Origin of the sequence: Actinomadura viridis (assembly GCF_015751755.1) — a bacterium.
Taxonomy (GTDB): domain Bacteria; phylum Actinomycetota; class Actinomycetes; order Streptosporangiales; family Streptosporangiaceae; genus Spirillospora; species Spirillospora viridis.
In genome coordinates this window covers 1,019,320-1,043,896 of the sequence record NZ_JADOUA010000001.1, presented here as the reverse complement: position 1 = coordinate 1,043,896, position 24,577 = coordinate 1,019,320, and the positions used below count along the sequence as shown (strand labels likewise).

At 72.7% G+C, this 24,577-nt stretch carries 25 protein-coding genes; 9 read left to right on the top strand and 16 right to left on the bottom strand.

What is annotated here, in order from left to right; translation table 11 throughout:
• The first annotated feature begins 19 nt into the window (after positions 1–19).
• Both IW256_RS04565 and IW256_RS04560 read left to right on the top strand, forming a co-directional pair.
• Positions 20–1,090, top strand: coding sequence for a phosphotransferase family protein (locus IW256_RS04565; protein ID WP_197009747.1), 1,071 nt, complete (start codon positions 20–22; stop codon positions 1,088–1,090).
• On the top strand, positions 1,087–2,208 hold the full coding sequence (locus IW256_RS04560) for an Rv3169 family protein (RefSeq protein ID WP_197009746.1): 1,122 nt from the start codon (positions 1,087–1,089) through the stop codon (positions 2,206–2,208). Before IW256_RS04565 ends, IW256_RS04560 begins: the two co-directional genes overlap by 4 nt.
• Positions 2,209–2,399: 191 nt before the next feature.
• Here IW256_RS04560 and IW256_RS04555 read toward each other — a convergent pair whose 3' ends face one another.
• From IW256_RS04555 to IW256_RS04540, 4 genes are all read right to left on the bottom strand, one after another.
• Positions 2,400–2,711 (bottom strand): Fe-S cluster assembly protein HesB, encoded by a 312-nt coding sequence (locus tag IW256_RS04555; protein WP_197009745.1) that lies wholly within the window; start codon positions 2,709–2,711, stop codon positions 2,400–2,402.
• A gap of 114 nt (positions 2,712–2,825) precedes the next feature.
• Positions 2,826–3,782, bottom strand: coding sequence for an LLM class F420-dependent oxidoreductase (locus IW256_RS04550; protein ID WP_197009744.1), 957 nt, complete (start codon positions 3,780–3,782; stop codon positions 2,826–2,828).
• A gap of 10 nt (positions 3,783–3,792) precedes the next feature.
• Positions 3,793–4,560 carry an SDR family oxidoreductase gene (locus IW256_RS04545; protein ID WP_197009743.1) on the bottom strand — a complete coding sequence of 256 codons (768 nt, stop codon included), beginning with the start codon at positions 4,558–4,560 and terminating at the stop codon, positions 3,793–3,795.
• Between the two features lie 76 nt (positions 4,561–4,636).
• Positions 4,637–5,539, bottom strand: coding sequence for a LysR family transcriptional regulator (locus tag IW256_RS04540; RefSeq protein ID WP_197009742.1), 903 nt, complete (start codon positions 5,537–5,539; stop codon positions 4,637–4,639).
• Between the two features lie 79 nt (positions 5,540–5,618).
• On the opposite strand from IW256_RS04540, the gene IW256_RS04535 reads away from it, so the two are divergent.
• From IW256_RS04535 to IW256_RS04525, 3 genes are all read left to right on the top strand, one after another.
• Positions 5,619–6,863, top strand: a complete 1,245-nt coding sequence (locus IW256_RS04535; RefSeq protein WP_197009741.1) for an MFS transporter — start codon at positions 5,619–5,621, stop codon at positions 6,861–6,863.
• Positions 6,860–7,339 (top strand): Zn-ribbon domain-containing OB-fold protein, encoded by a 480-nt coding sequence (locus IW256_RS04530; protein ID WP_231403657.1) that lies wholly within the window; start codon positions 6,860–6,862, stop codon positions 7,337–7,339. Before IW256_RS04535 ends, IW256_RS04530 begins: the two co-directional genes overlap by 4 nt.
• Before the next feature lie 112 nt (positions 7,340–7,451).
• On the top strand, positions 7,452–8,642 hold the full coding sequence (locus IW256_RS04525; protein ID WP_197009740.1) for a lipid-transfer protein: 1,191 nt from the start codon (positions 7,452–7,454) through the stop codon (positions 8,640–8,642).
• On the opposite strand, the gene IW256_RS04520 is transcribed toward IW256_RS04525, so the two are convergent.
• Positions 8,626–9,009: a DoxX family protein gene (locus IW256_RS04520; RefSeq protein WP_197009739.1), complete on the bottom strand. Its 384-nt coding sequence runs from the start codon at positions 9,007–9,009 to the stop codon at positions 8,626–8,628. The genes IW256_RS04525 and IW256_RS04520 overlap by 17 nt on opposite strands.
• A gap of 98 nt (positions 9,010–9,107) precedes the next feature.
• Positions 9,108–9,650, bottom strand: a complete 543-nt coding sequence (locus IW256_RS04515) for a DinB family protein (RefSeq protein WP_197009738.1) — start codon at positions 9,648–9,650, stop codon at positions 9,108–9,110.
• 98 nt (positions 9,651–9,748) lie between these two features.
• Between IW256_RS04515 and IW256_RS04510 the strand changes: the two genes are divergently transcribed.
• Positions 9,749–10,702, top strand: a complete 954-nt coding sequence (locus IW256_RS04510; protein ID WP_197009737.1) for a helix-turn-helix transcriptional regulator — start codon at positions 9,749–9,751, stop codon at positions 10,700–10,702.
• A 16-nt stretch (positions 10,703–10,718) separates the two neighbouring features.
• Here IW256_RS04510 and IW256_RS04505 read toward each other — a convergent pair whose 3' ends face one another.
• The 6 genes from IW256_RS04505 to IW256_RS04480 all read right to left on the bottom strand — a co-directional run bounded on the left by IW256_RS04505 (position 10,719) and on the right by IW256_RS04480 (position 17,688).
• Positions 10,719–11,189 (bottom strand): MarR family winged helix-turn-helix transcriptional regulator, encoded by a 471-nt coding sequence (locus IW256_RS04505; RefSeq protein ID WP_197009736.1) that lies wholly within the window; start codon positions 11,187–11,189, stop codon positions 10,719–10,721.
• 162 nt (positions 11,190–11,351) lie between these two features.
• Positions 11,352–12,935 carry an acyl-CoA synthetase gene (locus IW256_RS04500; protein WP_197009735.1) on the bottom strand — a complete coding sequence of 528 codons (1,584 nt, stop codon included), beginning with the start codon at positions 12,933–12,935 and terminating at the stop codon, positions 11,352–11,354.
• Between the two features lie 34 nt (positions 12,936–12,969).
• Entirely contained in the window at positions 12,970–14,127 is a 1,158-nt protein-coding gene (locus IW256_RS04495) for a thiolase domain-containing protein (RefSeq protein WP_197016097.1), read from the bottom strand.
• A complete protein-coding gene (locus IW256_RS04490; RefSeq protein ID WP_197009734.1) occupies positions 14,120–15,172 on the bottom strand; it encodes a thiolase domain-containing protein in 1,053 nt (350 codons plus the stop codon). Before IW256_RS04490 ends, IW256_RS04495 begins: the two co-directional genes overlap by 8 nt.
• On the bottom strand, positions 15,169–16,098 hold the full coding sequence (locus tag IW256_RS04485; RefSeq protein ID WP_197009733.1) for a Zn-ribbon domain-containing OB-fold protein: 930 nt from the start codon (positions 16,096–16,098) through the stop codon (positions 15,169–15,171). The genes IW256_RS04490 and IW256_RS04485 overlap by 4 nt, the downstream gene beginning before the upstream one ends.
• 24 nt (positions 16,099–16,122) lie before the next feature.
• Positions 16,123–17,688 (bottom strand): acyl-CoA synthetase, encoded by a 1,566-nt coding sequence (locus IW256_RS04480; protein ID WP_197009732.1) that lies wholly within the window; start codon positions 17,686–17,688, stop codon positions 16,123–16,125.
• A gap of 146 nt (positions 17,689–17,834) precedes the next feature.
• Between IW256_RS04480 and IW256_RS04475 the strand changes: the two genes are divergently transcribed.
• A complete protein-coding gene (locus tag IW256_RS04475; protein ID WP_197009731.1) occupies positions 17,835–18,647 on the top strand; it encodes a crotonase/enoyl-CoA hydratase family protein in 813 nt (270 codons plus the stop codon).
• A 160-nt stretch (positions 18,648–18,807) separates the two neighbouring features.
• On the opposite strand, the gene IW256_RS04470 is transcribed toward IW256_RS04475, so the two are convergent.
• Together IW256_RS04470 and IW256_RS04465 are read right to left on the bottom strand one after the other, a co-directional pair.
• Positions 18,808–19,296: a GNAT family N-acetyltransferase gene (locus IW256_RS04470; RefSeq protein WP_197009730.1), complete on the bottom strand. Its 489-nt coding sequence runs from the start codon at positions 19,294–19,296 to the stop codon at positions 18,808–18,810.
• A gap of 62 nt (positions 19,297–19,358) precedes the next feature.
• Positions 19,359–19,949, bottom strand: coding sequence for a Uma2 family endonuclease (locus tag IW256_RS04465; protein WP_197009729.1), 591 nt, complete (start codon positions 19,947–19,949; stop codon positions 19,359–19,361).
• Positions 19,950–20,251: 302 nt separating this feature from the next.
• On the opposite strand from IW256_RS04465, the gene IW256_RS04460 reads away from it, so the two are divergent.
• Entirely contained in the window at positions 20,252–20,677 is a 426-nt protein-coding gene (locus IW256_RS04460; protein ID WP_197009728.1) for a hypothetical protein, read from the top strand.
• Positions 20,678–20,747: 70 nt separating this feature from the next.
• On the opposite strand, the gene IW256_RS04455 is transcribed toward IW256_RS04460, so the two are convergent.
• On the bottom strand, positions 20,748–21,863 hold the full coding sequence (locus IW256_RS04455) for an NAD(P)H-dependent flavin oxidoreductase (RefSeq protein WP_197009727.1): 1,116 nt from the start codon (positions 21,861–21,863) through the stop codon (positions 20,748–20,750).
• 149 nt (positions 21,864–22,012) lie between these two features.
• Entirely contained in the window at positions 22,013–23,029 is a 1,017-nt protein-coding gene (gene pgfA / locus IW256_RS04450) for a cell envelope lipid trafficking protein PgfA (protein ID WP_197009726.1), read from the bottom strand.
• 220 nt (positions 23,030–23,249) lie between these two features.
• On the opposite strand from pgfA, the gene IW256_RS40820 reads away from it, so the two are divergent.
• Positions 23,250–24,563, top strand: coding sequence for an acyltransferase family protein (locus tag IW256_RS40820; protein ID WP_231403656.1), 1,314 nt, complete (start codon positions 23,250–23,252; stop codon positions 24,561–24,563).
• Positions 24,564–24,577: the final 14 nt, after the last annotated feature.

The following is a 24,577-nucleotide window of genomic DNA, read 5'->3' as shown; positions in this document are numbered from 1 at the left end:
CGGCACAGAGGAGGCGGCGATGCCCGTTCCCGACCAACGCGATCCCGAGGTCACCCTGCGGAGCCTGGCCGGGTGGCTGGGCGAGCGCCTGCCCGGTGCCCGGATCCTGACCCTGGACACCCCGTCCACCAGCGGCTTCTCCAACGAGACACTGATCTTCGAGGCGGCCTGGGACGGTCCGGGCGGGCGCGAGCGGCACCGGACGTTCGTGGCCCGGGTCGCGCCGGTCCGCTACCGGATCTTCCCCGACGCGCGGTTCGAGGAGCAGTACCGCCTGATGCGGATCCTCGACGAGCGCACCGACGTCCCCGTCCCGCCCATCCTGTGGTACGAGCCGTCCCCCGAGCCGCTGGGCGCGCCGTTCTTCGTGATGGGCCACGCCGAGGGCCGCGTCCCGACCGACATGCCCCCGTACCACACCGACGGCTGGGTCACCCGCGTCCCGCCGGAGGAGCGCGCGGCGATGTGGTGGTCCGCGCTGGAGATCCTGGCCCGCGTCCACCGGCTCGACCCGGTGGCCCTGGACCTGGGCTTCCTCGACCAGCCCGAATGGGGCGCCGCCCCGGGGCTGGGGCAGCGGCTCGCCTACTACCGGCACTACCTGCGCTGGGCGTACGACGGCCCGCAGGAGACCGCGCTGAGGGCCCTGGCCTGGCTGGAGGCCAACCGCCCGGACGAGCCCGGCCCGCCCGCGCTGCTGTGGGGCGACGCCCGGATCGGCAACGTCGTCTTCCGGGACGGCGCGCCCGTCGCGGCGCTGGACTGGGAGACCGCCGTGCTGGGCGCCCCGGAGGAGGACCTGGCGTGGTTCCTGTACCTGGACCGGCACCACTCCGAGGGCGTCGGCGCGCCCCGCCTGCCCGGCTTCCCCTCGCACGCCGAGACCACCGGGCGGTACGAGGAGCTGCTCGGCCGGCCGCTGCGCCACCTGGAGTACTACGAGGTGCTCTCGGGCTTCAAGTTCGCCGTCATCATGGCCCGGATCGGGCAGGCGATGATCGATTTCGGCTGGATCGAGCCCGACGCCGACTTCCCGTACGCCAACACCTGCACCCGGCTGCTGGACAGGATCCTCGGAGGGGACCCGTGACGCTCTCACCGCTCGACGACTACCCCGTCCACCAGGCACCGGAGGTCATGCGCCACGTCACCACCTCCGACCGCAACTTCTACGACCGGTACTACTTCAACGTGCACGGCCGCTCCGGCGAGCTGATGATGATCATCGGGGTGGGCCAGTATCCGAACCTGGGCGTGGCGGACGCGTTCGCCCTGCTGCGGCGCGGCCCCGCGCACCGGGTGGTCCGGGCGTCGCGGGAGCTGGGCGCGGACCGGATGGACACCTCGGTCGGACCGTTCCGGGTCGAGGTCGTCGAAGGTCTCCGGCGGCTGCGGGTGGTGCTGGAGGAGAACCCGCACGGCCTGGCGTTCGACCTGTCCTGGGAGGGGGCCGTCCCGGCGCACCTGGAGCCGCCGCACTACCTGCGGCGGCAGGAACGGGTCCTGTTCGACTCGCGGCGGCTCGCGCAGACCGGCCGGTGGACGGGCTGGATCGAGGCGGACGGGGAGCGGATCGAGATCAGTCCAGGCCGGTGGTGGGGGTCGCGGGACCGGTCCTGGGGCGTCCGGCCGGTCGGGGAACCCGAGCCGCCCGGCATCCAGGCCAGGGACGCGGGGACCTTCTACTGGCTCTACGCGCCGATGCAGTTCGAGGACCACTCGATCTTCTGCATCCTCCAGGAGGACGAGAAGGGCCGCCGCCTGCTGGAGGAGGCCGTACGGGTGTGGCCCGACCCCTCGCGCGAGCCCGAGTACCTGGGCCGTCCCGAGTACCACCCCGCCTATGTCGGCGGCACCCGCGAGGTGGCGTCGGCGACCATCGAGTTCCGCCCGCCCGGGGGCCGGGCCTTCGCCGTCGAGGCGACCCCGCTCCTGCCCGTCCACATGATGGTCGGGACCGGGTACGGCCTGGAGCCCGGGTGGAAGCACGGCATGTACCACGGACCGGAGCCGAAGGTGGAGGGCGTCGCCTACGACCTGCGCAGGCCGGACGACGCGGCCCGCATGTGGGGCATGGTCGACGCCGTCGCCCGCTACGAGTATCTGGACGGGGCCGGCGCCACGGGGGACGGTCCTCCCGTTCCGGGCACCGGGCACGGGCTGTTCGAGTACTGGGCCCTCGGTCCGCATCCGTCGTTCGCGGACTGAGAGCGTCGGGCCGACGGCGCCGGACGTCGGGCGTCGGGCGAGGCGTCAGGGTTCGGGCCGAGGGCGTGGCGTCCCGGGGCGCCGGCCGCGCGGAACGGCGCCCCGGAACGGCGCCGCCGTCCGGACGGTCCTGGTCGAGCGGGTGAGACCAGGAACGGCCGCGGACGGCGGGGCGCCGGCGGCGGGCCGGTTCAGCCCGCCGCGGATCCTCCGGGCTCCTCCGGTCCCTCGGCGATGGTGAACGCGACGTCGCCCTGCTGGTCGACCTGCGCGTCCAAGGTCTTGTCATCGAGCAGCTGCGCGACGTCCGGCTCCAGGTAGACCCGGGCCCCCTCGGTCTCCACGACCTGGTCGCCGGCCTCGGGGGCCGGAGCGACCGAGAGCCGCAGCGCGTCCGAGCCGTCGATCCCGGACTCGATCCGGATGCCGGTCTCGGGCGGCATTTCGGGGTTGGCCGTCACGGTACGGATCACCTGGACGGCGCCGCTGGTCAAGGTGAGCACTCTCGGCTCCTCATGTCTCGGTTTCATGCCAGGGCAGGTCACAGACCTGTTCGCCCCACCCTCCCCGAGCCCCGTGCCGGTAAACCTCGTTCCGTGCCCGTCTTGGGAGGCCGGTCAGGCGCCGGGCGCGAGCGCGCGGACCGCCTCGGCGACCGGCATGCCCCCGCCGGGGACGATCGCCAGCACCGGGGTGGTGAGCCCGTTGGCGACGTACTCGCGGAGGCGGGCCCGGCACGCCTCCGGCGACCCGTGCACGATCAGGTCGTCGACGACCTCGTCCGGGATGACCTCCAGGGCCTTCCGGCGGTCGCCCGCGGCCCACGCCTCGTTCATCGGGCGCAGCGCCTCGCCCCGGCCCAGCCACTCGTGGAAGGCCCGGTAGACCGGCACGTTCAGGTACGCGGCGATCATCCAGCGGCCGATCGAGCGGGCCTCCTCGGCGTCCTCGGTCGGGCACACGAACAGCCGGGCGATCAGCTCGGGCTCCTCGCCCAGCTCGGCCCGGACCTTGGGGACGTCGGCCGGGGCGAGCCAGTTGGTGATGGCGCCGTCGGCCTCGCGGGCCGCCAGCCGCAGCATCCCCGGCCGCAGCGCCGCCAGCACGATCGGCGGCGGGACCGCGGGCGCCCCGTCGAGCTTGAACCCCCGGACGGCGAAGGTGTCGTACTCCTCGGTCACCTTCTCCCCGGCCAGCGCGCGGCGCAGGAAGCGCAGCGTGTCGCGGGTGCGCTTGTAGGGCTCCTCGAACGGGATGGCGTTCCAGCGTTCCACGATCGTGTCGGAGGAGGTGCCGATGCCCAGGACGAAGCGGCCCGGGGCCAGGTCGGCCAGGGTGGCGGCCTGCTGGGCCAGCAGCGCGGGCCCGCGCGTGTAAACCGGCACGATCGCGGGCCCCAGGCGCAGCTCCGGCGCCCACTGCGAGGCCAGCGCCAGCGGGGTGAAGCCGTCGGTGCCGTTGCTCTCGGCGGACCAGGCGTCGGTGTAGCCGAGGCCGGGGAGCGCGGCGACGATCTCGCGGTGCTCGGCCAGCGGTACCCCGGTCAGCGGAATGGTCAGTCCCCAGCGGGTCATGTGCTGCTCCTCAGGCGATGGAGGGACGGATGGTCGCGCCGCCGTCGACCACCATGGTCTGCCCGGTCATCCAGGACGCGGTGTCGCCGGCCAGGAACACCGCCGCGCTCGCGATGTCCTCGGGCTCGCCGATCCGGGCCAGCGGCAGGTGCTTGTTGATCTGCTCCTCGTTGTTCTCCCACAGGGCGCGGGCGAGGGCGGTCTTGACCAGGCCGGGGGCGATGCAGTTGACCCGTACGCCGGGCGACAGCTCCATGGCGAACTGGCGGGTGAGGTGGATGACCGCGGCCTTGGTGGCGTTGTAGTAGCCGATCCCGTGCTCGGTGATCATGCCGCCGACCGAGGCGATGTTGATGACGGAGCCGCCCCGCTCGCTCATGCTCCGCTTCCAGGCCAGCTGGGTCCACAGCACCACGGCGAACTGGTTGACCTGGACGGTCTTCTCCGCCGCGGCGGGCTCGATGTCGACCATCGGGCCGAAGTACGGGCTGGTGCCGGCGTTGTTGACCAGCACGTCCACCCCGCCGAACTCGGCCACCGCCGCGTCCACGCAGGCCGCCGCCGCCTCGGGGTCGCCCACGTGCGCCGCCTTGGCCAGCACCCCGGCCTCCGGGTGGGCCGCGCGGATCTCCGCGGCGGCCTCGTCCAGCGCCTCCTGCCTGCGCGAGGACAGCACGACGTTGGCGCCCTCCGCGGCGAGCGCGGTCGCGATCGCCTTCCCGATGCCCCGGGAGGCTCCCGTGATCAGTGCGGTCTTCCCCTGAAGTCCAGTCCGCATGCGCACTCCTTTCGGACGGCCGGTGTCCGGCCCGCAGAATCAGGCTCGGTTTCACTGTAGCGAAGTGACTGACGAGTCAGTTAGGAGGGATGCGCCGTAGTGCGGCCGCCCGTTCCAGTGTGAACCGCCGGAATCCCTCCGCCGCGGGCGGCATGGTCCGATCGGCCCGCCAGGCCAGGCCGATCGTGCGTTCCGCCCCGGGGTCGGTCAGCGGGATCTCGGCGATCCCGGCGAGGGCCTCCCCCTCCGGCGCGGGCGACACCACCGCCACGCCCAGGCCCGCCGCCACCAGCCCGCGGATGGTCGACAGCTCGTCCCCCTCGAACAGGACCGACGGCCGGAACCCCGCGCGCCCGGCCAGCTCCTCGAAGATGGCGCGCACCCCGGCGCCGCGCCGTACCGCCACGAAGGGCTCGCCGGCGGCCTCGCCCAGCCGCAGCCGGGACCGTGCCGCCAGCGGATGGTCGGCGGGCACGGCCAGCCGGAGCCGCTCGGTGACCATGGGCGCCCAGGCCAGCGCCTCGTCCCGGGGCCGCGGGCTGGTGAGCGCCAGGTCCGCCGCGCCGGTGCGCACCGCCTCCTCCAGCCGGTCGGCGTGGTCCTGGGCGAGCCGGAACCGCACGCGGGGACGCTCCGTCCGGAACCGGCGCAGCAGGTCGGGCACCAGCCAGACCCCCTGCGTGTGCAGGAACGCCAGCGCGACCTCGCCGCCCTCCGGATCGGCGGCCTGGGCCAGCGCCCGGCGCGCCGCCTCCTCCTCGGCGACCAGGCGCCGGGCGTGCCCGGCGAAGACCTCCCCGTACCGGCTCAGCCGGACGTTGCGGCCCTGCCGGTCGAACAGCGGGAGGCCCACGTCGCGTTCGAGCCGGGCGATCGCGCGGGACAGCCCCGGCTGGGACAGGCCCAGTTCGGACGCGGCGTTGGTCACATGCCCCTGCTCGGCCACCGCCAGGAACCACCGCACCGTCGTGAGATCCATGCGTTCATGCTCGCATGTCATCGTTTACCGCGAGAAACATCATTGGACGCATCACTCTCCGCTCGCGACCCTGGAGACCATGACGGTCCCCGCGATCGAGGCGGCCGGACGGCACCGGCTCGGCTCCCCCGGGCTGCGCAGGGTGGATCTCGCGCTGTTCGCGGCCGGGCTCGCCACGTTCATGGCCCTGTACTGCCCGCAGGCCCTGCTCCCGGAGCTCTCGCGCGGCTTCCAGGTCTCCCCGGCCCGCGCGAGCCTGCTGGTGTCGCTGGCCACCGGTGCCCTGGCCATCGCGATCATCCCGGTCAGCTCGCTGTCCGAGCGGTACGGCCGTACCCGGATCATGCTCGTCTCCTCGGTGACCGCGGCGCTGATCGGCCTCCTGCTGCCGCTGTGCCCGTCCTTCCCCGCGCTCGCGGCGCTGCGCGCCGTCCAGGGCGTGGCCCTGGCCGGGGTGCCCGCGGTGGCCATGGCCTACCTGGCCGACGAGGTGCATCCCGCCTCGCTCGGCGGCGCGATGGGCCGGTACGTCGCGGGGACCGGTCTCGGTGGCCTTCTGGGGCGGGTGATCCCCGGGACCTTGATCGACCTGGCGGGCTGGCGGTGGGCCCTGGCCGCCACCACCCTCCTCGCGCTGGGATGCACGGCGCTGTTCTGCGCCCTGCTGCCGCCGTCCCGGTTCTTCCGCCCCGCCCGGATCGACCACCGCGCCCTGCTCGGCCACCTCGCCGACCCGGGGATGCGCCGCCTCTACCTGATCGCCTTCCTGCTCATGGCGGGCATGGTGACCGTCTACAACTTCCTCTCCTACCGCCTGCTGGCGGCGCCCTTCCACCTGCCGCAGGCGGTGGTGGGCCTGATCGCGGTGACGTACCTGGGCGGGTCGTTCGGCTCGGCGCGCGCGGGCCTGCTGGCCGACCGGACCGGCCCCCGTCCCGTGCTGATCGGCTCCCTGCTCCTGGCCGCGGCCGGGCTGGCCCTGACCCTGCCCGCCTCCCTCCCCCTGATCGGCGCCGGCCTGCTGGTCTTCACCGTCGCGTTCTTCGCCGCCCACGCGGTGGCCGGCGGCTGGGTGGGCCTGCGCGCCACGTCCGCCCGCGCGCAGGCGTCCGCGCTCTACCTGTGCGCCTACTACCTCGGCAGCAGCATCGGCGGCTCGGCGGGCGGCGTCGCCTACGAGCGCGCCCACTGGACGGGGGCCGGCGCCTACGTCCTGGCCCTGCTCGCCCTCGCCGTCGCCGCCGGCGTCACCCTTGATTTGAACGGGCGCTTGGTTGGTAAGCTGCGGCGCGGAGAAGGTGGCCCCTGGAGGAGGCGGCGTTGACCACGACGAAGGAACGGCGTCCGGCGGTGGAGGGGTGGTTCGCCACCGGCGACGGCGTCCGGCTGCTCGGCACCCGCTGCACGTCCTGCGGCACCCCCTACTTCCCCCGTAACCGGCTGGCCTGCCGCAACCCCGCCTGCACCGGCCCGCGGGACGGCTCGGAACTGGAGGAGTACGCGTTCTCCAACCGCGGGCGGGTCTGGTCGTACGCCGACTCGCGCTACAAGCCCCCGCCCCCCTACGTCTCCCCCGACCCCTTCCGCCCGTACACGGTCGCGGCCGTCGAGCTGGAGACCGAGCGGATGGTCGTGCTCGGCCAGGTCGTGCCGGGCATCGGCGTGGACGACCTGCGGGTCGGCATGGAGGTCGAGCTGACGGAGGGCACCCTCTACGAGGACGACGAGGCCGAGTACACCGTCTGGATGTGGCGGCCCGCGCGCTCCGGAGAGGGCATCGCGAGCGGAGCGAGCCGATGACAAGAGCGCAGCCGCGCGGGGGCTGGACTGAGGAGCGCGGGGAGCCTGCGACCGGAGCGACGAGGGAAGCCGCCGCGCGAAAGAGGCTGCGCGTCGCGAGCGGAGCGAGCCGATGACAAGAGACATCGCGGTGCTCGGTGCGGGGATGCACCCGTGGGGCAAGTGGGGGCGTGACTTCGTCGAGTACGGGCTGGTGGCGGCGCGGGCCGCGCTGGCGGACGCGGGGCTGGCCTGGCCGGAGGTCCAGTACGTGGCGGGCGCCGACACCATCCGCAACGGGTATCCGGGGTTCATCGCCGGGGCGACGTTCGCGCAGGCGCTCGGCTGGTCGGGGGCGCGGATCTCCAGCTGCTACGCCGCCTGCGCGTCCGGGGCGCAGGCCATCGACGCGGCCCGCGCGCGGATCCTGGCGGGGCTGTGCGACGTCGCGCTGGTGGTGGGCGCGGACGCCGCGCCCAAGGGGTTCTTCAAGCCGGTGGGCGGTGACCGGCCCGACGACCCGGACTGGTTGCGGTTCCGGTTGCTGGGCGCGACCAACCCGATCTACTTCGCCCTCTACGCGCGGCGCCGGATGGCGGTGCACGGCGCGACGCTGGACGACTTCGCCGCGGTCAAGGTCAAGAACGCGCGGCACGGGCTGGCCAACCCCAACGCGCGGTACCGCAAGGAGGTGTCGCCGGAGGACGTCCGCGCGTCCGCCGTGGTCGCCGATCCGCTGCGGCTGCTGGACATCTGCGCGACCAGCGACGGCGGGGCCGCGCTCGTGCTGTCGTCGATGGAGTTCGCGCGCGCCCGCGGCGTCCGCGATCCGGTGCGGATCCCGGGCCTGTCGACGGTGACGCCGACGTTCCCCAAGACGGTGCTGGACCTGCCGGACTTCGCGACCGACTCGGCGCTGGCCGCGGCGCCGCCGGACCTGGCCTTCCGCCCGGCCATCGCCCGCGCCGCGTACGAGGAGGCCGGGATCGGGCCGGAGGACCTGTCGCTGGCCGAGGTCTACGACCTGTCCACCGCGCTCGAACTCGACTGGTACGAGGACATCGGCCTGTGCGAGCCGGGCGGGGCGGAGGAGCTCCTGCGCTCCGGCGCGACGGCGCTGGGCGGGCGCGTCCCCGTGAACCCCTCGGGCGGGCTGGCCTCGTTCGGCGAGGCGATCCCGGCGCAGGCGATCGCGCAGGTGTGCGAGCTGACCTGGCAGTTGCGCGGGCAGGCCGAGGGGCGCCAGGTGGAGGGCGCAAGCGCGGGCATCGCGGTGAACCAGGGCCTGTTCGGCCACGGTTCGGCGATCATCGCCGTCCGCTGACGTCCTTCCGGGCGACCGCCAGGGCCCAGGCGATCAGCGGGGCCTGCAGCGGCAGCCGGCCGTACGCGGCGGCGCGCTGCGGCAGCGGGCGGTGCCGCCAGTCGTAGGCCATCTGGACGTTCCCGGGGAAGACCGCCGCGAACAGGGCGGCGCTGGCCAGCGCCCCGGCCCGCCGCGTCCGGGGGCAGGCGACGGCGGCGGCGCAGGCCAGTTCGGCGACGCCGCTGAGGTGGGTCCAGGTGCGCGGCTTCCCGGGCACCCACGCGGGGATGATCGCGTCGTACGGCTCGGGCGCGAGGAAGTGGGTGGTCCCGGCCGTCGCCAGGAAGGCCGCCAGCGCGCGGGCGGGACGCGTCGAGGAAGGCATGCGCGCAGCCTCTCACGCCCCGGCCCGCCGAACGCGATCAGGGTGAGGTCGCCATCGACGCGACCCGGCGCCGGATCGGTGCCGCTGGGAGGCCGGGGTCAGCCCATGCTCTTGGCGCCGTCCAGGGACTCGCGGATGATGTCGGCGTGGCCGGCGTGCTGGGCGGTCTCGGCGATGATGTGCATCAGCGCCCGGCGGGCCGACCATTGCGCGCCGGACTCGAACCACGGGGCCTTCGGCAGCGGCCGGGCGGCGTCCAGATCGGGCAGGGCGGCGATCACTTCGTCGGTCCGGCGGGCCACCTCGGCGTAGTCGTCCAGGATGCCGGCCAGCGTGTCGGTGGGCAGCATCCGGAACTCGTCGGCGCGCCGTGCCCAGTCGGCCTCGGTCATGGCGTCGAAGTCGCGCATCGCCGACGGGCCGTCCAGGATGAAGCCCACCCAGTTCCGTTCGGACGCGGTCACGTGCTTGATCAGGCCGCCCAGGCACAGCTCGCTGGCTGTGGTCCGCCGCCCCGCCTCCTCGTCGGTGAGGTCGCGGACGGTGAAGCGCAGGAAGTGCCGCTGCTTGGCCAGCGTCGCCAGCAGGTCGGCGTGCTCGCCGGTGACGGCCGTATCGGTGACGGTCGCGGTCTCGCTCATGGTCTCGGCCTTCCGTTGTTCCTGTTCCGTAAGGTCAAGGCCCACGTTAGGCACGATAGCGGCCACTTTCTGACCTGAAAGCGGGAAGAATCGCCGCCATGGCGAGCACGAGTTCCCGGACGCTGCGGTTGCTGTCGTTGTTCCAGGCCCGCACGTACTGGCCGGGCACCGAGCTGGCCGAACGGCTGGGGGTCTCGGCCCGCACCCTGCGCCGGGACATCGACCGGCTGCGCGAGCTGGGCTACCCGGTCGAGGCGCGGCGCGGCGTCGACGGCGGTTACCGGCTCGCCTCGGGCGCGGCGATGCCGCCGCTGGTGATCGACGACGAGGAGGCGGTCGCCCTGGCCGTGGGCCTGCACGCGGCCACGCAGGGGGCGGTGGAGGGCATCGCCGAGCCTTCGGTGCGGGTGCTGGCCAAGGTGGTGCGGGTGATGCCGGCCAGGCTGCGGCGCCGGGTCGAGGCGCTGCGGACGATGACCGTCCCCGCGAGCTGGGACGGGCCCGCGGGTGCGGGCGTCGACCCGGCCGTGCTCACCACGGTCGCGATGGCCTGCCGGGACGGCGAGCGGCTGCGCTTCCGCCATACCCGCTCCGATGGCCGGGAGAGCGACCGGCACACCGAGCCGCACCGGCTGGTGTGCCTCGGCCGCCGCTGGTACCTGGTCGCCTACGACCTCACCCGGCACGACTGGCGCAGCTTCAGGGTCGACCGGATCACCGCGCCGCGGGGCGACGGCACCCGGTTCCGGCCCCGCGACCTGCCCGCCGCCGACGCCGCCGCGTTCGTCCGCGCCGGGCTGGACGAGCAGCCCCGCGCGTACCGGGTGGAGGTCCTGGTGGACGCTCCGGCCGCGGCCGTGCGCGAACGGATCGGCCGGTGGGGCACGGCCGAGGAGGCCGGCGCGGGCCGCTGCCGCCTCCGCATGACCGCCGACTCCCTGGACTGGCCGATCATGGTGCTGGGCGGGCTCGGCGCCGGCTTCCGCGTCCTGGACCCGCCCGAGCTGCGCGACCGGGTCCACGAATGGGGAGCCCGGTTCGGCCGGGCCTGATCGGGCGGCGGACCCGCTACGGCATCCGCCGGACCCGCTCGATCACGCCGGGCATCTCCCGGTTGCTGCGGTCGATGTAGTCGGTCAGCGTGCGCAGCTGCGCGTCGGAGAATCCGGCCATCTGCTCGCCGAACGCCCGCGCGATCGGCTCGAAGTAGCGCGCGACGCGCGCCGCGTTCTCCGGCACCAGCTCCACGATCACCCGCCGCCGGTCGTCGGGATCGCGGCGGCGCCTGACATAGCCCGCCTTCTCCAGCCGGTCGATGACGGCGGTGATCGCCCCTCCGGTGGTGATCCCCATCAGCTGCGCCAGCCGGCCGGGCGTCTGCGGCCCGTCCAGGCTCAGGGCGTTGATGCACTGCGCGTCGGTGACGTTCAGCCCCGCCTTGCTCGCGGTGGTGTGGTGCAGCAGCACCGTGTAGAGCGTGCTGCGCTGCATCGCCTCCCGCAGTTCCGCCACCGCCCGATCGCGTTCCGGGGTCGACACGCATCCACCTCGTTCTCCACGTTCCCGGGGGGGAGCTTGATCGGCCGTGGCATACCCGGCCGCTCCCGGCCCCCTCTCTCCCATGGACCAACGCGCACGCGGCGCCGATCGTCTCCGCCGCCCGGTGGAGAGGGCGGCGGAGCCGGAACGGGGAACGGGCCGTCAGCCGGCCGCCTCCGTGGCGACCTGCTTCGCCCAGCGGTAGTCGGCCTTACCGGCCGGGGAACGCTTCATCTCGGCCACGAACGCGTACGCCCGCGGCACCTTGTAGCCCGAGAGGTTCTTGCGGCAGTGGGCGTCCAGGTCCTCCGGGGACGGGGGCTTCCCGGACGGCTGGACGACGGCGGCCACGCGCTGGCCGAAGCGCTCGTCCGGGATGCCGGTGACGACCGCGTCGAACACCCCCGGATGCCCCTTGAGGACGGCCTCGACCTCCTCCGGGAAGACCTTCTCGCCGCCGGTGTTGATGGCCTGCGAGCCGCGGCCGTACACCGCGATGCTGCCGTCCGCCTCGACCGTCGCGATGTCGCCGGTGAGCAGCCAGCGCCGGCCGTCCACCTCCGGGAACGTGCGCGCCGTCTTCTCCGGGTCGTTGTAGTAGCCGCGCGCGATGAAGCCGGTACGGGCGACCTGGCCGATGACGCCCGACCCCGGCAGGACCGGCCGCAGCGCCTCGTCCAGGACGGTGACGTTGTCGACGTCGGGCGCGAACCGCAGGCCCTTCTCCGGCGTGGAGCCCGCCACCGCCTCGGCGGTCGAGCCGGACTCGGTGGAGCCGAACCGGTCCATGATGATGACGTTCGGCATCGCCTTGGCCAGGCGCTCGCGCACGGTGCCCGTCAGGATGGCGCCGGTCGAGACGTAGGCGAACAGTGAGGACAGGTCGTAGGGCGTAGCGGACGACGCGCGCTCCAGCTCCTCCACCATGGGGATCGCCATCGCGTCGCCCGTGATGGTCAGGGAGTTGACCTTCTCCCGCTCGATCGCCCGCCACACCGCCGCGGCGTCGAACCGGCGCGCGTACACCACGGTCGCGCCCATGAACCAGGCGATCCAGGTCGCCATCTGCGCCGCGCCGTGCATGAGCGGCGCCACCGGCATCATCACCATCGGCCCGGCGTCGCGGGCCATCCCGACCACGTCCTCCGGCGCCTCGGGACGGGGCAGCGACGGGTTCCAGAACGCGAACAGCATGTCCTTGAGGCCCCACATGACGCCCTTGGGCATGCCCGTCGTCCCGCCGGTGTAGACGATGTAGGTGTCGTCGGCGGAACGGTCCGGGAAGCCGCGGGTGGCGGGCCGCCCCTCCAGGGCCTCCTCGTAGCGGACCGCGCCCGGGACGGCGGACGGGCCGCCGACCGCGATCAGATGCCGGATGCCGGGCACTTCCGGGACGGTCGCCGCCACACGCTCGTCGAACTCCACGTCGTACAGGAGTGCCACGCTGTCGGAGTCCCGGTAGACGTAGAGCAGCTCGTTCTCCACGTACCGGTAGTTGACGTTGATCGGAACGGCCCTGATCTTCAGGGCGGCCAGCAGCGTGACGGCGTACTCGACGCCGTTGTAGAGCTGGACCGCCACGTGCCGGCCGGGCTCCACCCCGGCCGACCGCAGATGGTGCGCGAGCCGGTTGGCCTGCGCGTCGAGTTCGGCGTAGGTGAGCCGCCGGCCGTCGCAGACGACCGCCACGCGGTCCCCTATCGCGTCGGCGATTCCCTCGAAGAGATCGGCGTGGTTGAACTCCATCGGACGGCCTCCGGGGGGTGGGAAGGCGGGGGGCTTAGGGCTTGTCTGAGCCGACGATCCACATCGCGAAGAACTGCGCGCCGCCCCCGTAGGCGTGGCCGAGCGCGCGGCGGGCGCCGTCCACCTGGTGGTCCCCGGCCCGCCCGCGTACCTGCAGCGCCGCCTCGGCGAACCGGATCATGCCGGAGGCGCCGATCGGATTGGACGACAGCACGCCCCCCGAGGGGTTCCACGGGATGTCGCCGTCCAGCGCGGTCGCGCCCGCCTCGGTGAGCTTCCACCCCTCGCCCTCACCGCAGAACCCCAGGTTCTCCAGCCACATCGGCTCGTACCAGGAGAACGGCACGTACACCTCGGCGCAGTCCAGCTCCCGGCGCGGGTCGGAGATCCCGGCCTGCCGGTAGACGTCGGCGGCGCAGTCCTTGCCGCCCTGCGGGTTCACGGTGTCGCGCCCGGCGAAGAAGATCGGCTCCGAGCGCATCGCGGTGCCGTGCACCCAGGCGGGCCTGCCGGGGGCCTTGCGCGCCGCGTCCTCGGAGGCCAGCACCATCGCGCAGGCGCCGTCGGAGGACGGGCAGGTCTCCAGGTAGCGGATCGGCTCCCACAGCATCGGGGTCGACTCGACCATCTCGCGGGAGATGCCGGGGATCTTCAGGTGCGCGTAGGGGTTCTTCAGCGCGTTCTGCCGGTCCTTCACCGCGACCAGCGTCCCGATGTGGTCGGGGGCGCCGGACCTGCGCATGTACGCCCGGATGTGCGGGGCGAAGTAGCCGCCCGCCCCCACCACCAGCGACGTCGAGAACGGCGAGTTGACCGTCAGCGCCCAGGTCGCGTTGGACTCCGACTGCTTCTCCCAGGCCAGGGTCAGCACCCGGTCGTGCACGCCGCTCTGGATCAGGCTCGCCGCCACGTTCGCGGTCGAGCCGCCCACCGACCCGGCGGTGTGCACCCGCATGATCGGCTTTCCGGTGGCGCCCAGCGCGTCGGCCAGGTACGCCTCCGGCATCATCACGCCCTCGAACAGGTCGGGCGCCTTGCCGATCACCACCGCGTCGATGTCGTTCCAGGTCAGCTCCGCGTCCTCCAGGGCGCGGACGGCCGCCTCGCGCAGCAGCCCGGCCATCGACACGTCCAGCCGCCTGGTCTTGTAGGCCGTCTGACCCACGCCGATGATCGCGCACGGGTTACCCATGGTCATCTCCCGAGAGGACGCAGACGAGGTTCTGCTGGAGGCACGGTCCGGAGGTGGCGTGGCCGAGCGTCCGGGCGGCCGAGCCGTCGTGGATCCGGGCGGCGGCCTCGCCGATCCTGATCAGTCCGGCGGACATCACGGGGTTGGCCGACAGCGGCCCGCCGGACGGGTTGACCGCGACGTCCTCGCCCAGCCCGAGCGCCTCCCGCAGGATCAGCTCCTCGTGGCTGAACTGCGCGTGCAGCTCGGCGACCTCGACGCCCGCGGCACCGGCCCGTTCCCCGGCCAGCCGGGCGGCCTCGGACCGGCTGAGGTCGCGCACGCCCGGCGAGTGCGCCTCGCTGCGGTGGTCGATGCCCCGGATCCACGCGGGCCGCTCGCACAGCTCCCGCGCCCGGTCACCGCGGGCCAGCACGACCGCGGCGGCCCCGTCGGTGATCGGCGCGACGTCGTACGGGCGCAGCGGCGCGACGTCGTAGCCCTCGTCCCCAGGATCGGGCAGGTGCAGGGCGAACGGGTTGTCCCGGCCGGCCCGCCGGGACCGCGCCGCGACCGCGCGCAGGTCGTCCTCCTTGGCCCCCGACCGCTCCAGGTACGCGCGGGCCTGCAGGGCGGCCAGCGACACCTGGTCCACCCCCAGCGGGGCCAGGTAGTACGGGTCGAGCTGCTGGGTCATGATCTCGGGCAGCACGCCCTGGGAGGACTTGCCGAACCCGTACACCAGCGCCGTGTCGATCTCGCCGTGCCGCAGCTTCACCCACGCCTCGTACAGCGCCCAGGCCGCGTCCATCTCCACATGGCTCTCGGAGATCGGCGGCCACGCGCCCACCGTGTCCAGCGCGGACACGAACGAGAACGGCGCCCCGGCCAGGTAGTCGTTGGACCCCGAGCAGGTGAACCCGAACCGGTTCAGCCCGGTCCGTTCCTTGATCTCGGTGATGACCGGGGCGAGCAGCTCGACCTCCGACGCCCCGGCGGCCTCGGCGGTGTGCTCCGTCTGCACGAACGCGACGACCGCGATGTCGGTGCTGAGGGGGGCGCTCATACGAAATCCTTGATCGCCTCGAAGGGGACGTCGGGCTCGTCCAGGGGCTCGAACCACTTGATGTTGGCCATGCTCGCGACCCACTCCTCCCGCGGCCTCCAGGCGGCCTTCACCCGCATGCCCATCCGGACCTGGTCCGCCGGGATGCCCGCGACCAGCGCGAGCATCGGCAGGCCCGCGCCGTCCAGCAGGATGTAGGCCGACACGAACGGCACCTCGGGGGCGCGCGGATCGGGCAGGTTGTTGACCGCGAAGGTGGTGACCGTGCCGGTGCCGGGCAGCTCCACCTCCTCGGTGGTGGGGACGCCGTCGCGCGGGCACAGCCCCTTCATCGGCACGATGACCTGGCCGCACACCTCGCAGCGGTGCCCGAGGATCCTCCCCTGGGAGATCCCCTCCAGGAACCGGTCCAGCGCCCGCCCGCCCTGAAGGCGGTACTCCAGCCGGGTCGGCGCGTTGATCATCGTGACCTCGGGCCGGAAGCACTCGATGTCGCCGATCGCGCCGGTCCGTTCGGCCCGCCACTTCGGCCGCACCCGCATCCCGGTCTTGAGGAACCGCGGCGGGGCCGCGCCGGTCTCGAAGGGGCCCAGGTCGAGCGCGTGCAGCAGCGCCGTGTCCGCGCCGTCCGGGCGGATGAGCGCCCAGGCGAACGGCCGGTCCAGCGGGTGCACCGCGCGCGGCCGGGACACCCACGACCAGGTCTGCACGGTGCCGCCCGGCCCGACCTCGACGAACTCGCCGGTGACCGGCTCGCCGTCCGCCGGGTCGTATTCGGTCGGCGGGACCAGCACCCTCCCGCCCGCCGTCCGCACCCCGACCAGCCGGCCGTCGCGCAGCTCGGTCAGGAACCGGCCGATGACCGGGCCCACCGACCGCGTGTAGCCGCCGGGGAACTCCAGGACATGATTGGGCGCCTCGCTCATCGCCCTCCTCCCGTCACCCGGGACTCAGATCGCACGCTCGTGGTCCTTCCAGTACAGGTCGCGCAGCTTGCGTTTGAGGAGCTTTCCGTTGGGCTCGCGCGGCATGACCTCGATGAAGTCGATCGACCGGGGCCACTTCATCCGGGCCAGCCGGCCCTCCAGCGCGCCGAGGATCTCGGCGGCCAGCTCGGGCCCGGGGGCCACACCCGCGGCGGGCTCCACCACCGCTTTGATCTGCTCGCCCCACTCCTCGTCCGGGATGCCGAAGACGGCCACGTCCGCGACCTTGGGATGCAGGACGATCTCGTTCTCGATCTCGGCCGGGTAGATGTTGGCCCCGCCCGAGATGATCATGTCGGCCTTGCGGTCGGACAGGAACAGGAAGCCGTCCCCGGTCAGGTAGCCGATGTCACCGACGGTGAAGAAGCCCTTGAGCCGGTTCTTCTCGGTCTTCTCCCGGTCGCCCTTGTACTCGAACTCGGTGCCGGCCATCTTCATGTAGATCGTGCCGGGCTCGCCCGCCGGGACCTCGTTCCCGTCGTCGTCGACGATCAGCAGCTCGCTGATCGGCCAGGCCTTGCCGACCGTGCCGGGATGCTCGCGCCACTCCTGCGGGCTCGCGATCGTCCCGCCGCCCTCGGTGGCCGCGTAGTACTCCCAGATGCAGTCGCCCCACCAGTCGAGCATCCGCTGCTTGATCGGGACGGGGCAGGGCGCGGCGGCGTGGATGGCCCACCTCATCGACGACACGTCGTACCGCGTGCGCGTCTCCTCCGGCAGGGACAGCAGCCGCTTGAAGTGGGTCGGCACCATGTGGGTGTTGGTGATCGAGTACCGCTCGATCACCCGCAGGCAGTCCTCGGCCTCCCACCGGTCCATGTAGACGAGCGTGTGGCCCATGTGCAGCGCCGAGCCGCCGAACTGGGTGACGGCGGTGTGGTAGTTCGGCGAGGTCACCAGGTGCGCCTGCGGCTCCCCGCCGGCCGGCCGGCCGGGCTTCATCCCGAACAGCGACAGCAGGAACGTCATCAGCTCGGCGCTGTCGTCCGGGTCGATCCCGGCCAGCCTCCGCCGCACGCCCTTGGGCCGTCCGGTGGTGCCGGACGTGTAGTGCATGGTGGCGCCGTTGCTGCGGTCGTCCGGCGGCGTGTCCGGCCGCCCGTCCGTCAGGTCGGTGTGCGGCCGGAAGCCCTCGACGTCCCCGAAGGCGAAGCGGCGCCGCTCCTCGATGCCCGACTCCTCGGCGCCCCGTACGCCCTCCGCCGCGTACCGCTCGTGCACGAAGAACGCCTTGGCCTCGCTGTCGGCCACGATGTAGCCGATCTCCGGGCCGGTCAGGTGCCAGTTGACCGGCGTGTAGTACCAGCCGGCCTGGAGCGCGGTCAGGTAGAGCACCAGGCCGTCCACGCCGTTCGGGACGAGCCCGCAGATGCCGTCGCCGCGTTCCAGGCCCAGCTCGCGCAGCCCGTGGACCAGCCGGTTGGAGCGGGCCAGCAGCTCGCCCGCCGTGTACTCGGTCCCGTCCGGGTCGACGGCGGCGACCCATGCGGGATCGCCCTGCGCCAGCCGCCAAAAACCCAACGACCCCATCGGTTCTCCTCGGTGATCGCGGTGCACCCGCAGGTGCCGGGGCGACAAAGTAGATCACGTTCTCGTTTTCTTCGGCAAGACCTGTTGACGGGCAACCCACGTCACTAGAATCTGTTCTTGTTTCACACCGGTTGAGCGGAGGAACGATGGCCGAGCGGCTGCCCATCAGCACCGAGCACTGCACCGTCGAACGGGATGGCCACGTGGTCATCGTCACGCTGAACCGCCCGGAGGCGCGCAACGCGCTCAGCTCCGCGATGCTGATCGGCATGGCCGAGGCGTGGGCCTACATGTCCGAGACGCCCGAGGTACGGGTGGGCATCCTCACCGGCGCCGACGGCCAGTTCTGCGCGGGCGCCGACCTCAAGGCCATGGGCACGCCCCCGTCCGACCCCGCGGTCAAGGAGCGGATGGCGAAGGTCCCGAACTTCCACTGGAAGGGCCTGCTGCGCGAGGCCCGCCCCACCAAGCCGCTCATCTGCGCCATCGAGGGCTACGCCGTCGCCGGCGGCACCGAGCTTCTGGTGGGCACCGACCTGCGGGTCGTCGCCGAGGACGCCACCCTGGGCCTGTACGAGGCCAAGCGCGGCCTCTTCCCCATGGGCGGCTCCGCGATCCGGCTCCCCCGCCAGATCGGCTACGCCCACGCGATGGACATCCTGCTCACGGCCCGTTCGGTGACCCCCGAGGAGGCCCTCGCCATGGGCCTCATCAACAAGATCGTCCCGTCCGGCCAGGCCCTCGCCGCCGCCCGTGAGCTGGCCGGCCAGATCTCCGCCTGCGGCCCCCTCGCCGTCCAGGCCATCCTGCGCACCTACCGCGAGACCGAGCACCTCTCCGAAGAGGACGCGCTGAAGATCTCCGACGAGATCGGCTGGCCCGTGATCGGCTCCGAGGACGCCAAGGAGGGCTCCCGGGCCTTCAAGGAGAAGCGCCCCGCCGCCTTCGAAGGCAAGTGATCAGCCGGGCCCGGAGTGCATGCCCGCGGGCTGTGACCGCGGACCGATGCTGATCGGCCGCGTCGACCAGGTCCGGGCCGGCAGGTCCCGGGCTTGCCCGGTCCGGGTTTGCCGGGCCCGGGCTGAACGTCCCGGGCCGAACGGCCCGGGCACCGGCACCTCAGAGGCGCTGGTACATGATGTGCAGGCCGACGTAGCCGTGGACGGGGTGGTGGAAGCCTTCGGGGAGGGTGGTCATCACCTCGAAGCCGAGTGACCTCCACAGCGCCACCGCACGGGTGTTGGTCTCCACGACGGCGTTGAACTGCATCGCGCGGAAGCCGTCACGGCGGGCCTGCTCAAGGACGTGCTCGCCCAGCGCCCGGCCCACTCCCCGTCCCGCGTGGGCGGGGTCGACCATGAAGCTGGCGCTGGAGATGTGCGAGGCGCCACCGCTGTGGTTGCGGACGCTGTTGGCGGTGCCGAGGATCGTGCCGCCGTCGTCCACCGCGACGAACGTACGGCCCGGCGGCTCGGGGAACCACATCACCCGGGCCATGTCGGCGGTGGTGTCGCGATCCCATGAGAACGTCTCGCCCGCGCGCACGATGCCCTCCATGAACGACCACATTCCGGGCCAGTCGTCGGGCGTCGCCTCCCTGATCACCATGCCCGCAAGGATGGGGCAGCGGGGCACGGGCGCGCAATCGGGTTTACCCGGTCCACGGCGGATCAGTGGAAGTCGGCCGTCTCCAGCGAGAACCCGAACGGGTCGGGCAGCTCGATGGGCTTGCCGAAGATCACACGCACGTCCTCGAGGTAGTCCTCTTCCGGCGGATCGGGCTCGCTGAAGAGCGACACCGTCCGTTCCGTCCGGTCGACGAGCAGGTAGAGCGGGATGCCGGCCTTGGCGTAGCAGTACCGCTTGACCTTCCTGTCGCGATCGGGCTTGCCGGAGGTCACTTCGAAGACCATGGCCACGCCGTCGGGTGGCATCCACGATTCGGCGCCGCGGAAGATCTTGAGCTCCGAGGGGGCGAAGACCCCGTCCGGGATCACGAAGTTGGACGTACACCGCTTACCGCGAGCCAGCTCCAGCCCCTTGTGGCCGGAGATGTCCATATCGACACCGGCCTTCCTGATCACCTGTGTGGTGATGATGGAGAAGGCATACTCGTGATCTCCAATGGGGGGTGGGGACACGACGATCTCTCCTTCGATGAACTCCGCCCGATAGCCCTGCGGCGTGTCCAGCTCCAGGAAGCCTTCGAGGAGAGCCCGTTCCTCAGCGCACCGTGGATCGTGCTCCGTGTCAGCGGCCATGCCACATCCCCTCTGTCGCGCCCCTTCCAGCATAGGGAAAGAGTCGTCGGATTCTGGGGAGGCCAAACGCCGAGCGGTCGCTGACATCGTGCACCTCACAGTGATCGGACCGACACACCGGGTATTGACCCTAGCGTCCCCGCTACGCCAAGTGAGGGGGATTTCGCGAATCCCGCGAACTCATGTTCGAACGGAAGGAGAATCCCCTCTTTTCGGATGTCCGAAATTAGGTGTGTCGTTTTGCTTCGCCCGGTCGCGGCATACGAGTGCCTGAACGTTCCGCGAAGGAGAGTGACGAGGCGATGGCCGTATCCATCTTCCGGCGGCGTGGGCACGCCGCCCACGCGGACGGCACGACCGAACGGACCCGGCGCGTCTGGCCCGTGCGCAGGACGGCGGCGGGCGAGGCGCCGGGGCGTACCGTCGTCGAGCGCCGGCCGTCCCGGTGGCGGCGCAGCAGGCACAACCCGATCAGCGCGATGATCCTGGCCGCGGGCTGGGCGGCGGCGGTGATCCTGGGGCTGGGCATGCTTCTCACCTGGGGCGACGCTAATCCCGGCAACGCCCTGGTGGACGCGACGCTGGACACCGGGCGCTGGCTGGCGACCCCGTTCCACGACGCCTTCCCCCGGCCGAACCCCGAGCACGGGCTCTACCTGAACTGGTCGATCGCCGCGGCGGTCTACTACCTGATGGCACGCGTCCTGTCCTGGCTGACGCGCTTCTAGGCTTCGCGTTCCCGGGACCGGGTCTCCGGGGTGGAGGGCACCGGTCCCGGGAACGCGGGGAGACGGCGGGTCAGTCGGCGCCGGTGATGGCGTTGAGGCGGTCGAGCGCCTCCACGTACTCCTCGATGAGGTCGTAGACGACCTGGGCGGCCGGCTTGACCTGGTTCATGGAGCCGACGATCTGGCCGACCGGGAAGGTGGTCAGCTCCCCGTCCCCGGACCGGCCGATCCGGCGCAGGGCGTCGGAGATCAGCATGAACTGCATCGGCATCGGCAGGGTGCCGGGCGAGCGCTCGCTCTCCCACGCGTCGGTCCAGGCGGTCTTCAGGAGGCGGGCGGGCTTCCCGGTCCAGGAACGCGAGCGGACGGTGTCGCGGGAGGTGGCCTCCAGCAGCTTGGCCCGCGCCTTCTCGGGGGTGTCGGCCTCGTCGACGGTGAGCCAGACCGAGCCGGTCCAGACGCCGTCGGCGCCGAGCGCCATGCCCGCCGCCATCTGCCGGCCGCGGCCGATGCCGCCGGCGGCCAGGACCATGGTGTCCGCGCCGACCGCGTCCACGACCTCGGGGATCAGCACCATCGTGGAGACGTCGCCGGTGTGGCCGCCGGCCTCGGTGCCCTGCGCGACGATGATGTCCACGCCGACCTCGACCTGCTTGCGGGCGTGCCGGGCGTTGGACGCCAGGCCCGCGACCTTGACGCCGTGCTCGTGGGCCTGCGCGACGACGTCGGCGGGCGGCGGGCCGAGCGCGTTGGCCAGCAGGGCGATGGGGTGCTTGAGGGCCACCTCGACCTGCGGGCGGGCGGTGGCGTCGGTCCAGCCGAGCAGGACCTTGCCCGCGCCCTCCTCGCCGAGCGGCTCGACGCCGTGCTCGGCCAGCAGCTCCTCCAGGAACCGCTTGTGCCCCTCCGGGATCATCCCCTGGAGCCTGGCCACCAGGTCGCCCGCGTCGCCGAGGTCCGCGCCCTCGTACTTGGCGGGCATCACCACGTCGACGCCGTACGGGCGCCCGCCGACGTGCTCGTCGATCCACTTGAGCTCGAGTTCGAGCTCCTCGGGGGTGAAGTACAGGGCGCCGAGGACGCCCATGCCGCCGGCGCGGCTCACCGCGGCGACCACGTCGCGGCAGTGACTGAACGCGAAGATCGGGTACTCGATGCCGAATAGTTCGGTGACTCGTGTCCGCACGACTCGACCCTAGGCGGCCCGACCCCAAACTGCAACAGGTTCTACTTACCGATCCTCGATGTCCTCGGAGTAGGGGCGCGGACAGATAGAACACGTATCAGGTGAACGGGTGAGCAGGGGCGGGCCAGGCCGCGGGACGGCGGGTACGGTCAGCGCGCCTGCGCGGGCGGGGCGCTCGCCGACGGGTCGCCGAACCTGCCGTCGGAACGGCGCGGGGCCGGCTCGCCGCGCCGGCGGCCCCCGCCCAGGCCCGTGATCGCGCCGGTCAGGAGCAGGAACAGCCCCAGGCCCGCGGAACCCACCGGGACGTACGTGCGCACCGCGCCGATCTTCAGCGCGCTGGCGTCCGCCATCGCGACCAGCGCCTTCTGGGACGCCTCCACCGTGACCAGGTCGGCCTTGGCGACCGTCATCCTGCCCCGGCCGTCAGGGGTCCGGACGGTGCTGTGGATGGTCTGGCGGTGCTTGACCGGGATCCCCGTACGGGGGTCGACCCACACCGTGATGGTGGCCTCGGAATAGCGGTCCACCTTCTGGTCGCGGCTCCGGGCGCCCAGGCCGAGCATGCGCCCCGGCACCTTGGTGTCGAGGGCCGCGGTCTTGGTGTTGGGGACCTTCTGGACGAAGCGGTACGCCCGCATCCCCCGGACCCTCTCCTCGCCCTGGTAGCGCATCGGGACGGACTGCCGGGTGGTCATGTCGTAGAAGGGGTAGTCGCGCCGCCGCACGTTCGCCAGCGGGAAGAGCAGCCCGTATCCCGTCATCCGCACCTTGGTGTCGCCGTCGGCGTTGCTGCCGCAGCAGTTGACCAGCACGGAGGTGCGCCGGTCGAAGGCCATCCGGTAGCCCTGGATCTGGATCGGCTTGTCGGGGTTCGCCGTGTCGACGATGTTGGTCGAGGAGTCCCAGACCGCGATCCGGTCGTCGCCCCCGTTGGCCCGCACGTCGCCGCGCACGGTGTTGGTGGCCTCCAGCGACACGCCCTTCCTCGTCTTGAGGGTGGCGGCGTCGAAGTAGGTGGCCTTCTCGGCCTTGAGCCGGGTGACCTGGTAGCGGTTCAGCGGCGCCAGCACGACCCGGTCGGCCACGTAGAACCTGACCAGGGGCGCGAGGGTCAGGAAGAAAGCGCCCAGGCAGACCAGGATCAATCCGGCCGGTCGCCGCATGAACACCTCCGGAAGCGCCACCGGTTCCATCGGCCGGGGCCCGCGCTCGGGTCCGCGCTACTCTACAGGACCTCCAATAAGCTGGACCTACCTGGAGTCCCCCCCGCGTGCGGCGCCGGCAGGACCTCTCCGCGGCTCCGGAGGGCTCCCGCCGGCGGTCTACCGGTCGGTAGGATCCGGCGTCACGCCCGCGCAGCTTCCGACCCCCGTGAGGTGGCCCATGGCGACGGCCCCGTCCAGCCCCGGCCGGTCGTACGGCGACGCGGTCGCCGGAGGGGTCCCGCCGATCTCGGGCCGCCAGGACACGCTCGACGGGGTACGGGCGGTGGCCGCCCTGGCGGTGCTGGTGTACCACGTGGCCAGTACCTCCGGCGCGCTCACCGCGCAGGGCGGTGCCGGGTGGCTCTACAACGGCGGCCAGGTGGGCGTCCCCATCTTCTTCACCCTCTCGGGGCTGCTGCTCTACCGCCCCTGGGCCGCGGCCGTCCTGGAGGGGCCCCGGCCAGGGCCGCGCGTCCGGACGTACCTGCGCAAGCGGGTGTCGCGGATCCTGCCCGCCTACTGGGCGGTGGTGGCCGTCTTCATGCTCACCGCCGGGCTGAGCCACGTGTCCGACCTGAGGACGTGGCTCTCCCTGCTGACACTGACCCACACCTACCTGCCCGACCCGTGGTGGCGGAGCGGTCTGGGCCCTCCGCACCTCGGCCAGGTCTGGAGCCTGGTGGTGGAGGCCGCCTGGTACCTCTCCCTGCCTGCCACGGCCGCGGTGCTCGCGTGGTACGCGCGGCGCGGCAGGACCGGTGACGTGGGTGTGCGGGCGCGGCGGCTGCTGCGGGCGATCGCCGTGTACGCCGCGATCTCGCCGGTCTACACGGTCGCGATGTTCGTCCCGGGGTACCGGCCGCTGCTCGGGCTCTGGCTCCCGCGCTTCCTCGCCTGGTTCGCGATCGGGATGGCCCTGGCCGTGGTCACCGTCTGGGCGCGGCTGGAGCCCGGCGGCCCGGTCGCGCGTGGCTGCGCGACGGTCGCGGCCTCCTGGCGCACCTGCTGGGCCGGGGCCGCGCTGCTGTACGTGATCGCCTCGACCCCGGCGACCGGGCCGCTCGATCTGGTGACGCCGGACGTGTTCTGGACGTCGGTCCTGGACCTGCTCCTGTACGGCCTGTGCGCCGCCGCGTTCGTGGCGCCCGTGGCCCTGGCCCCGGCCGGGGCGCCGGGGCTCGAAGCGGTCCTCGGCAACCGGGTGACGCGGTTCCTGGGGAGGATCTCCTACAGCCTCTTCCTGTGGCAGATGCTCATCATCGTGGGCTGGTACGAGTGGACGGACCGGCAGTTCCGGGGGGACGTGGCGACGGATCTGCCTCTCCTCCTGGCGGCGTCCATCGCAGCGGCGACGGTGAGCTACGCGTTGGTGGAACGTCCGGCCCTGCGGCTGGGCCGTCCGCGCGCGCCCAGCTCACCTCGAACGCCCCTTCCGGATCCGCCCCCGGCCGGCGGCCGGGACGCCACAGTTCCTGGGCCAGCAGGCCGATGATGACCAGGCCGAGC

Excerpts from the sequence above, each read along its gene's own strand:
- IW256_RS04525 (WP_197009740.1), top strand. The coding sequence starts at position 7,452 with ATGACAAGAGACATCGCGGTGCTCGGTGCGGGGATGCACCCGTGGGGC.
- IW256_RS04535 (WP_197009741.1), top strand. The coding sequence starts at position 5,619 with ATGACGGTCCCCGCGATCGAGGCGGCCGGACGGCACCGGCTCGGCTCC.
- IW256_RS40820 (WP_231403656.1), top strand. The coding sequence starts at position 23,250 with ATGGCGACGGCCCCGTCCAGCCCCGGCCGGTCGTACGGCGACGCGGTC.
- IW256_RS04460 (WP_197009728.1), top strand. The coding sequence starts at position 20,252 with ATGGCCGTATCCATCTTCCGGCGGCGTGGGCACGCCGCCCACGCGGAC.
- IW256_RS04490 (WP_197009734.1), bottom strand. The coding sequence starts at position 15,172 with ATGAGCGCCCCCCTCAGCACCGACATCGCGGTCGTCGCGTTCGTGCAG.
- IW256_RS04545 (WP_197009743.1), bottom strand. The coding sequence starts at position 4,560 with ATGCGGACTGGACTTCAGGGGAAGACCGCACTGATCACGGGAGCCTCC.
- IW256_RS04565 (WP_197009747.1), top strand. The coding sequence starts at position 20 with ATGCCCGTTCCCGACCAACGCGATCCCGAGGTCACCCTGCGGAGCCTG.
- IW256_RS04520 (WP_197009739.1), bottom strand. The coding sequence starts at position 9,009 with ATGCCTTCCTCGACGCGTCCCGCCCGCGCGCTGGCGGCCTTCCTGGCG.
- pgfA (WP_197009726.1), bottom strand. The coding sequence starts at position 23,029 with ATGCGGCGACCGGCCGGATTGATCCTGGTCTGCCTGGGCGCTTTCTTC.
- IW256_RS04485 (WP_197009733.1), bottom strand. The coding sequence starts at position 16,098 with ATGAGCGAGGCGCCCAATCATGTCCTGGAGTTCCCCGGCGGCTACACG.
- IW256_RS04550 (WP_197009744.1), bottom strand. The coding sequence starts at position 3,782 with ATGACCCGCTGGGGACTGACCATTCCGCTGACCGGGGTACCGCTGGCC.
- IW256_RS04465 (WP_197009729.1), bottom strand. The coding sequence starts at position 19,949 with ATGGCCGCTGACACGGAGCACGATCCACGGTGCGCTGAGGAACGGGCT.
- IW256_RS04480 (WP_197009732.1), bottom strand. The coding sequence starts at position 17,688 with ATGGGGTCGTTGGGTTTTTGGCGGCTGGCGCAGGGCGATCCCGCATGG.
- IW256_RS04500 (WP_197009735.1), bottom strand. The coding sequence starts at position 12,935 with ATGGAGTTCAACCACGCCGATCTCTTCGAGGGAATCGCCGACGCGATA.
- IW256_RS04495 (WP_197016097.1), bottom strand. The coding sequence starts at position 14,127 with ATGGGTAACCCGTGCGCGATCATCGGCGTGGGTCAGACGGCCTACAAG.
- IW256_RS04475 (WP_197009731.1), top strand. The coding sequence starts at position 17,835 with ATGGCCGAGCGGCTGCCCATCAGCACCGAGCACTGCACCGTCGAACGG.
- IW256_RS04515 (WP_197009738.1), bottom strand. The coding sequence starts at position 9,650 with ATGAGCGAGACCGCGACCGTCACCGATACGGCCGTCACCGGCGAGCAC.
- IW256_RS04540 (WP_197009742.1), bottom strand. The coding sequence starts at position 5,539 with ATGGATCTCACGACGGTGCGGTGGTTCCTGGCGGTGGCCGAGCAGGGG.
- IW256_RS04470 (WP_197009730.1), bottom strand. The coding sequence starts at position 19,296 with ATGGTGATCAGGGAGGCGACGCCCGACGACTGGCCCGGAATGTGGTCG.
- IW256_RS04510 (WP_197009737.1), top strand. The coding sequence starts at position 9,749 with ATGGCGAGCACGAGTTCCCGGACGCTGCGGTTGCTGTCGTTGTTCCAG.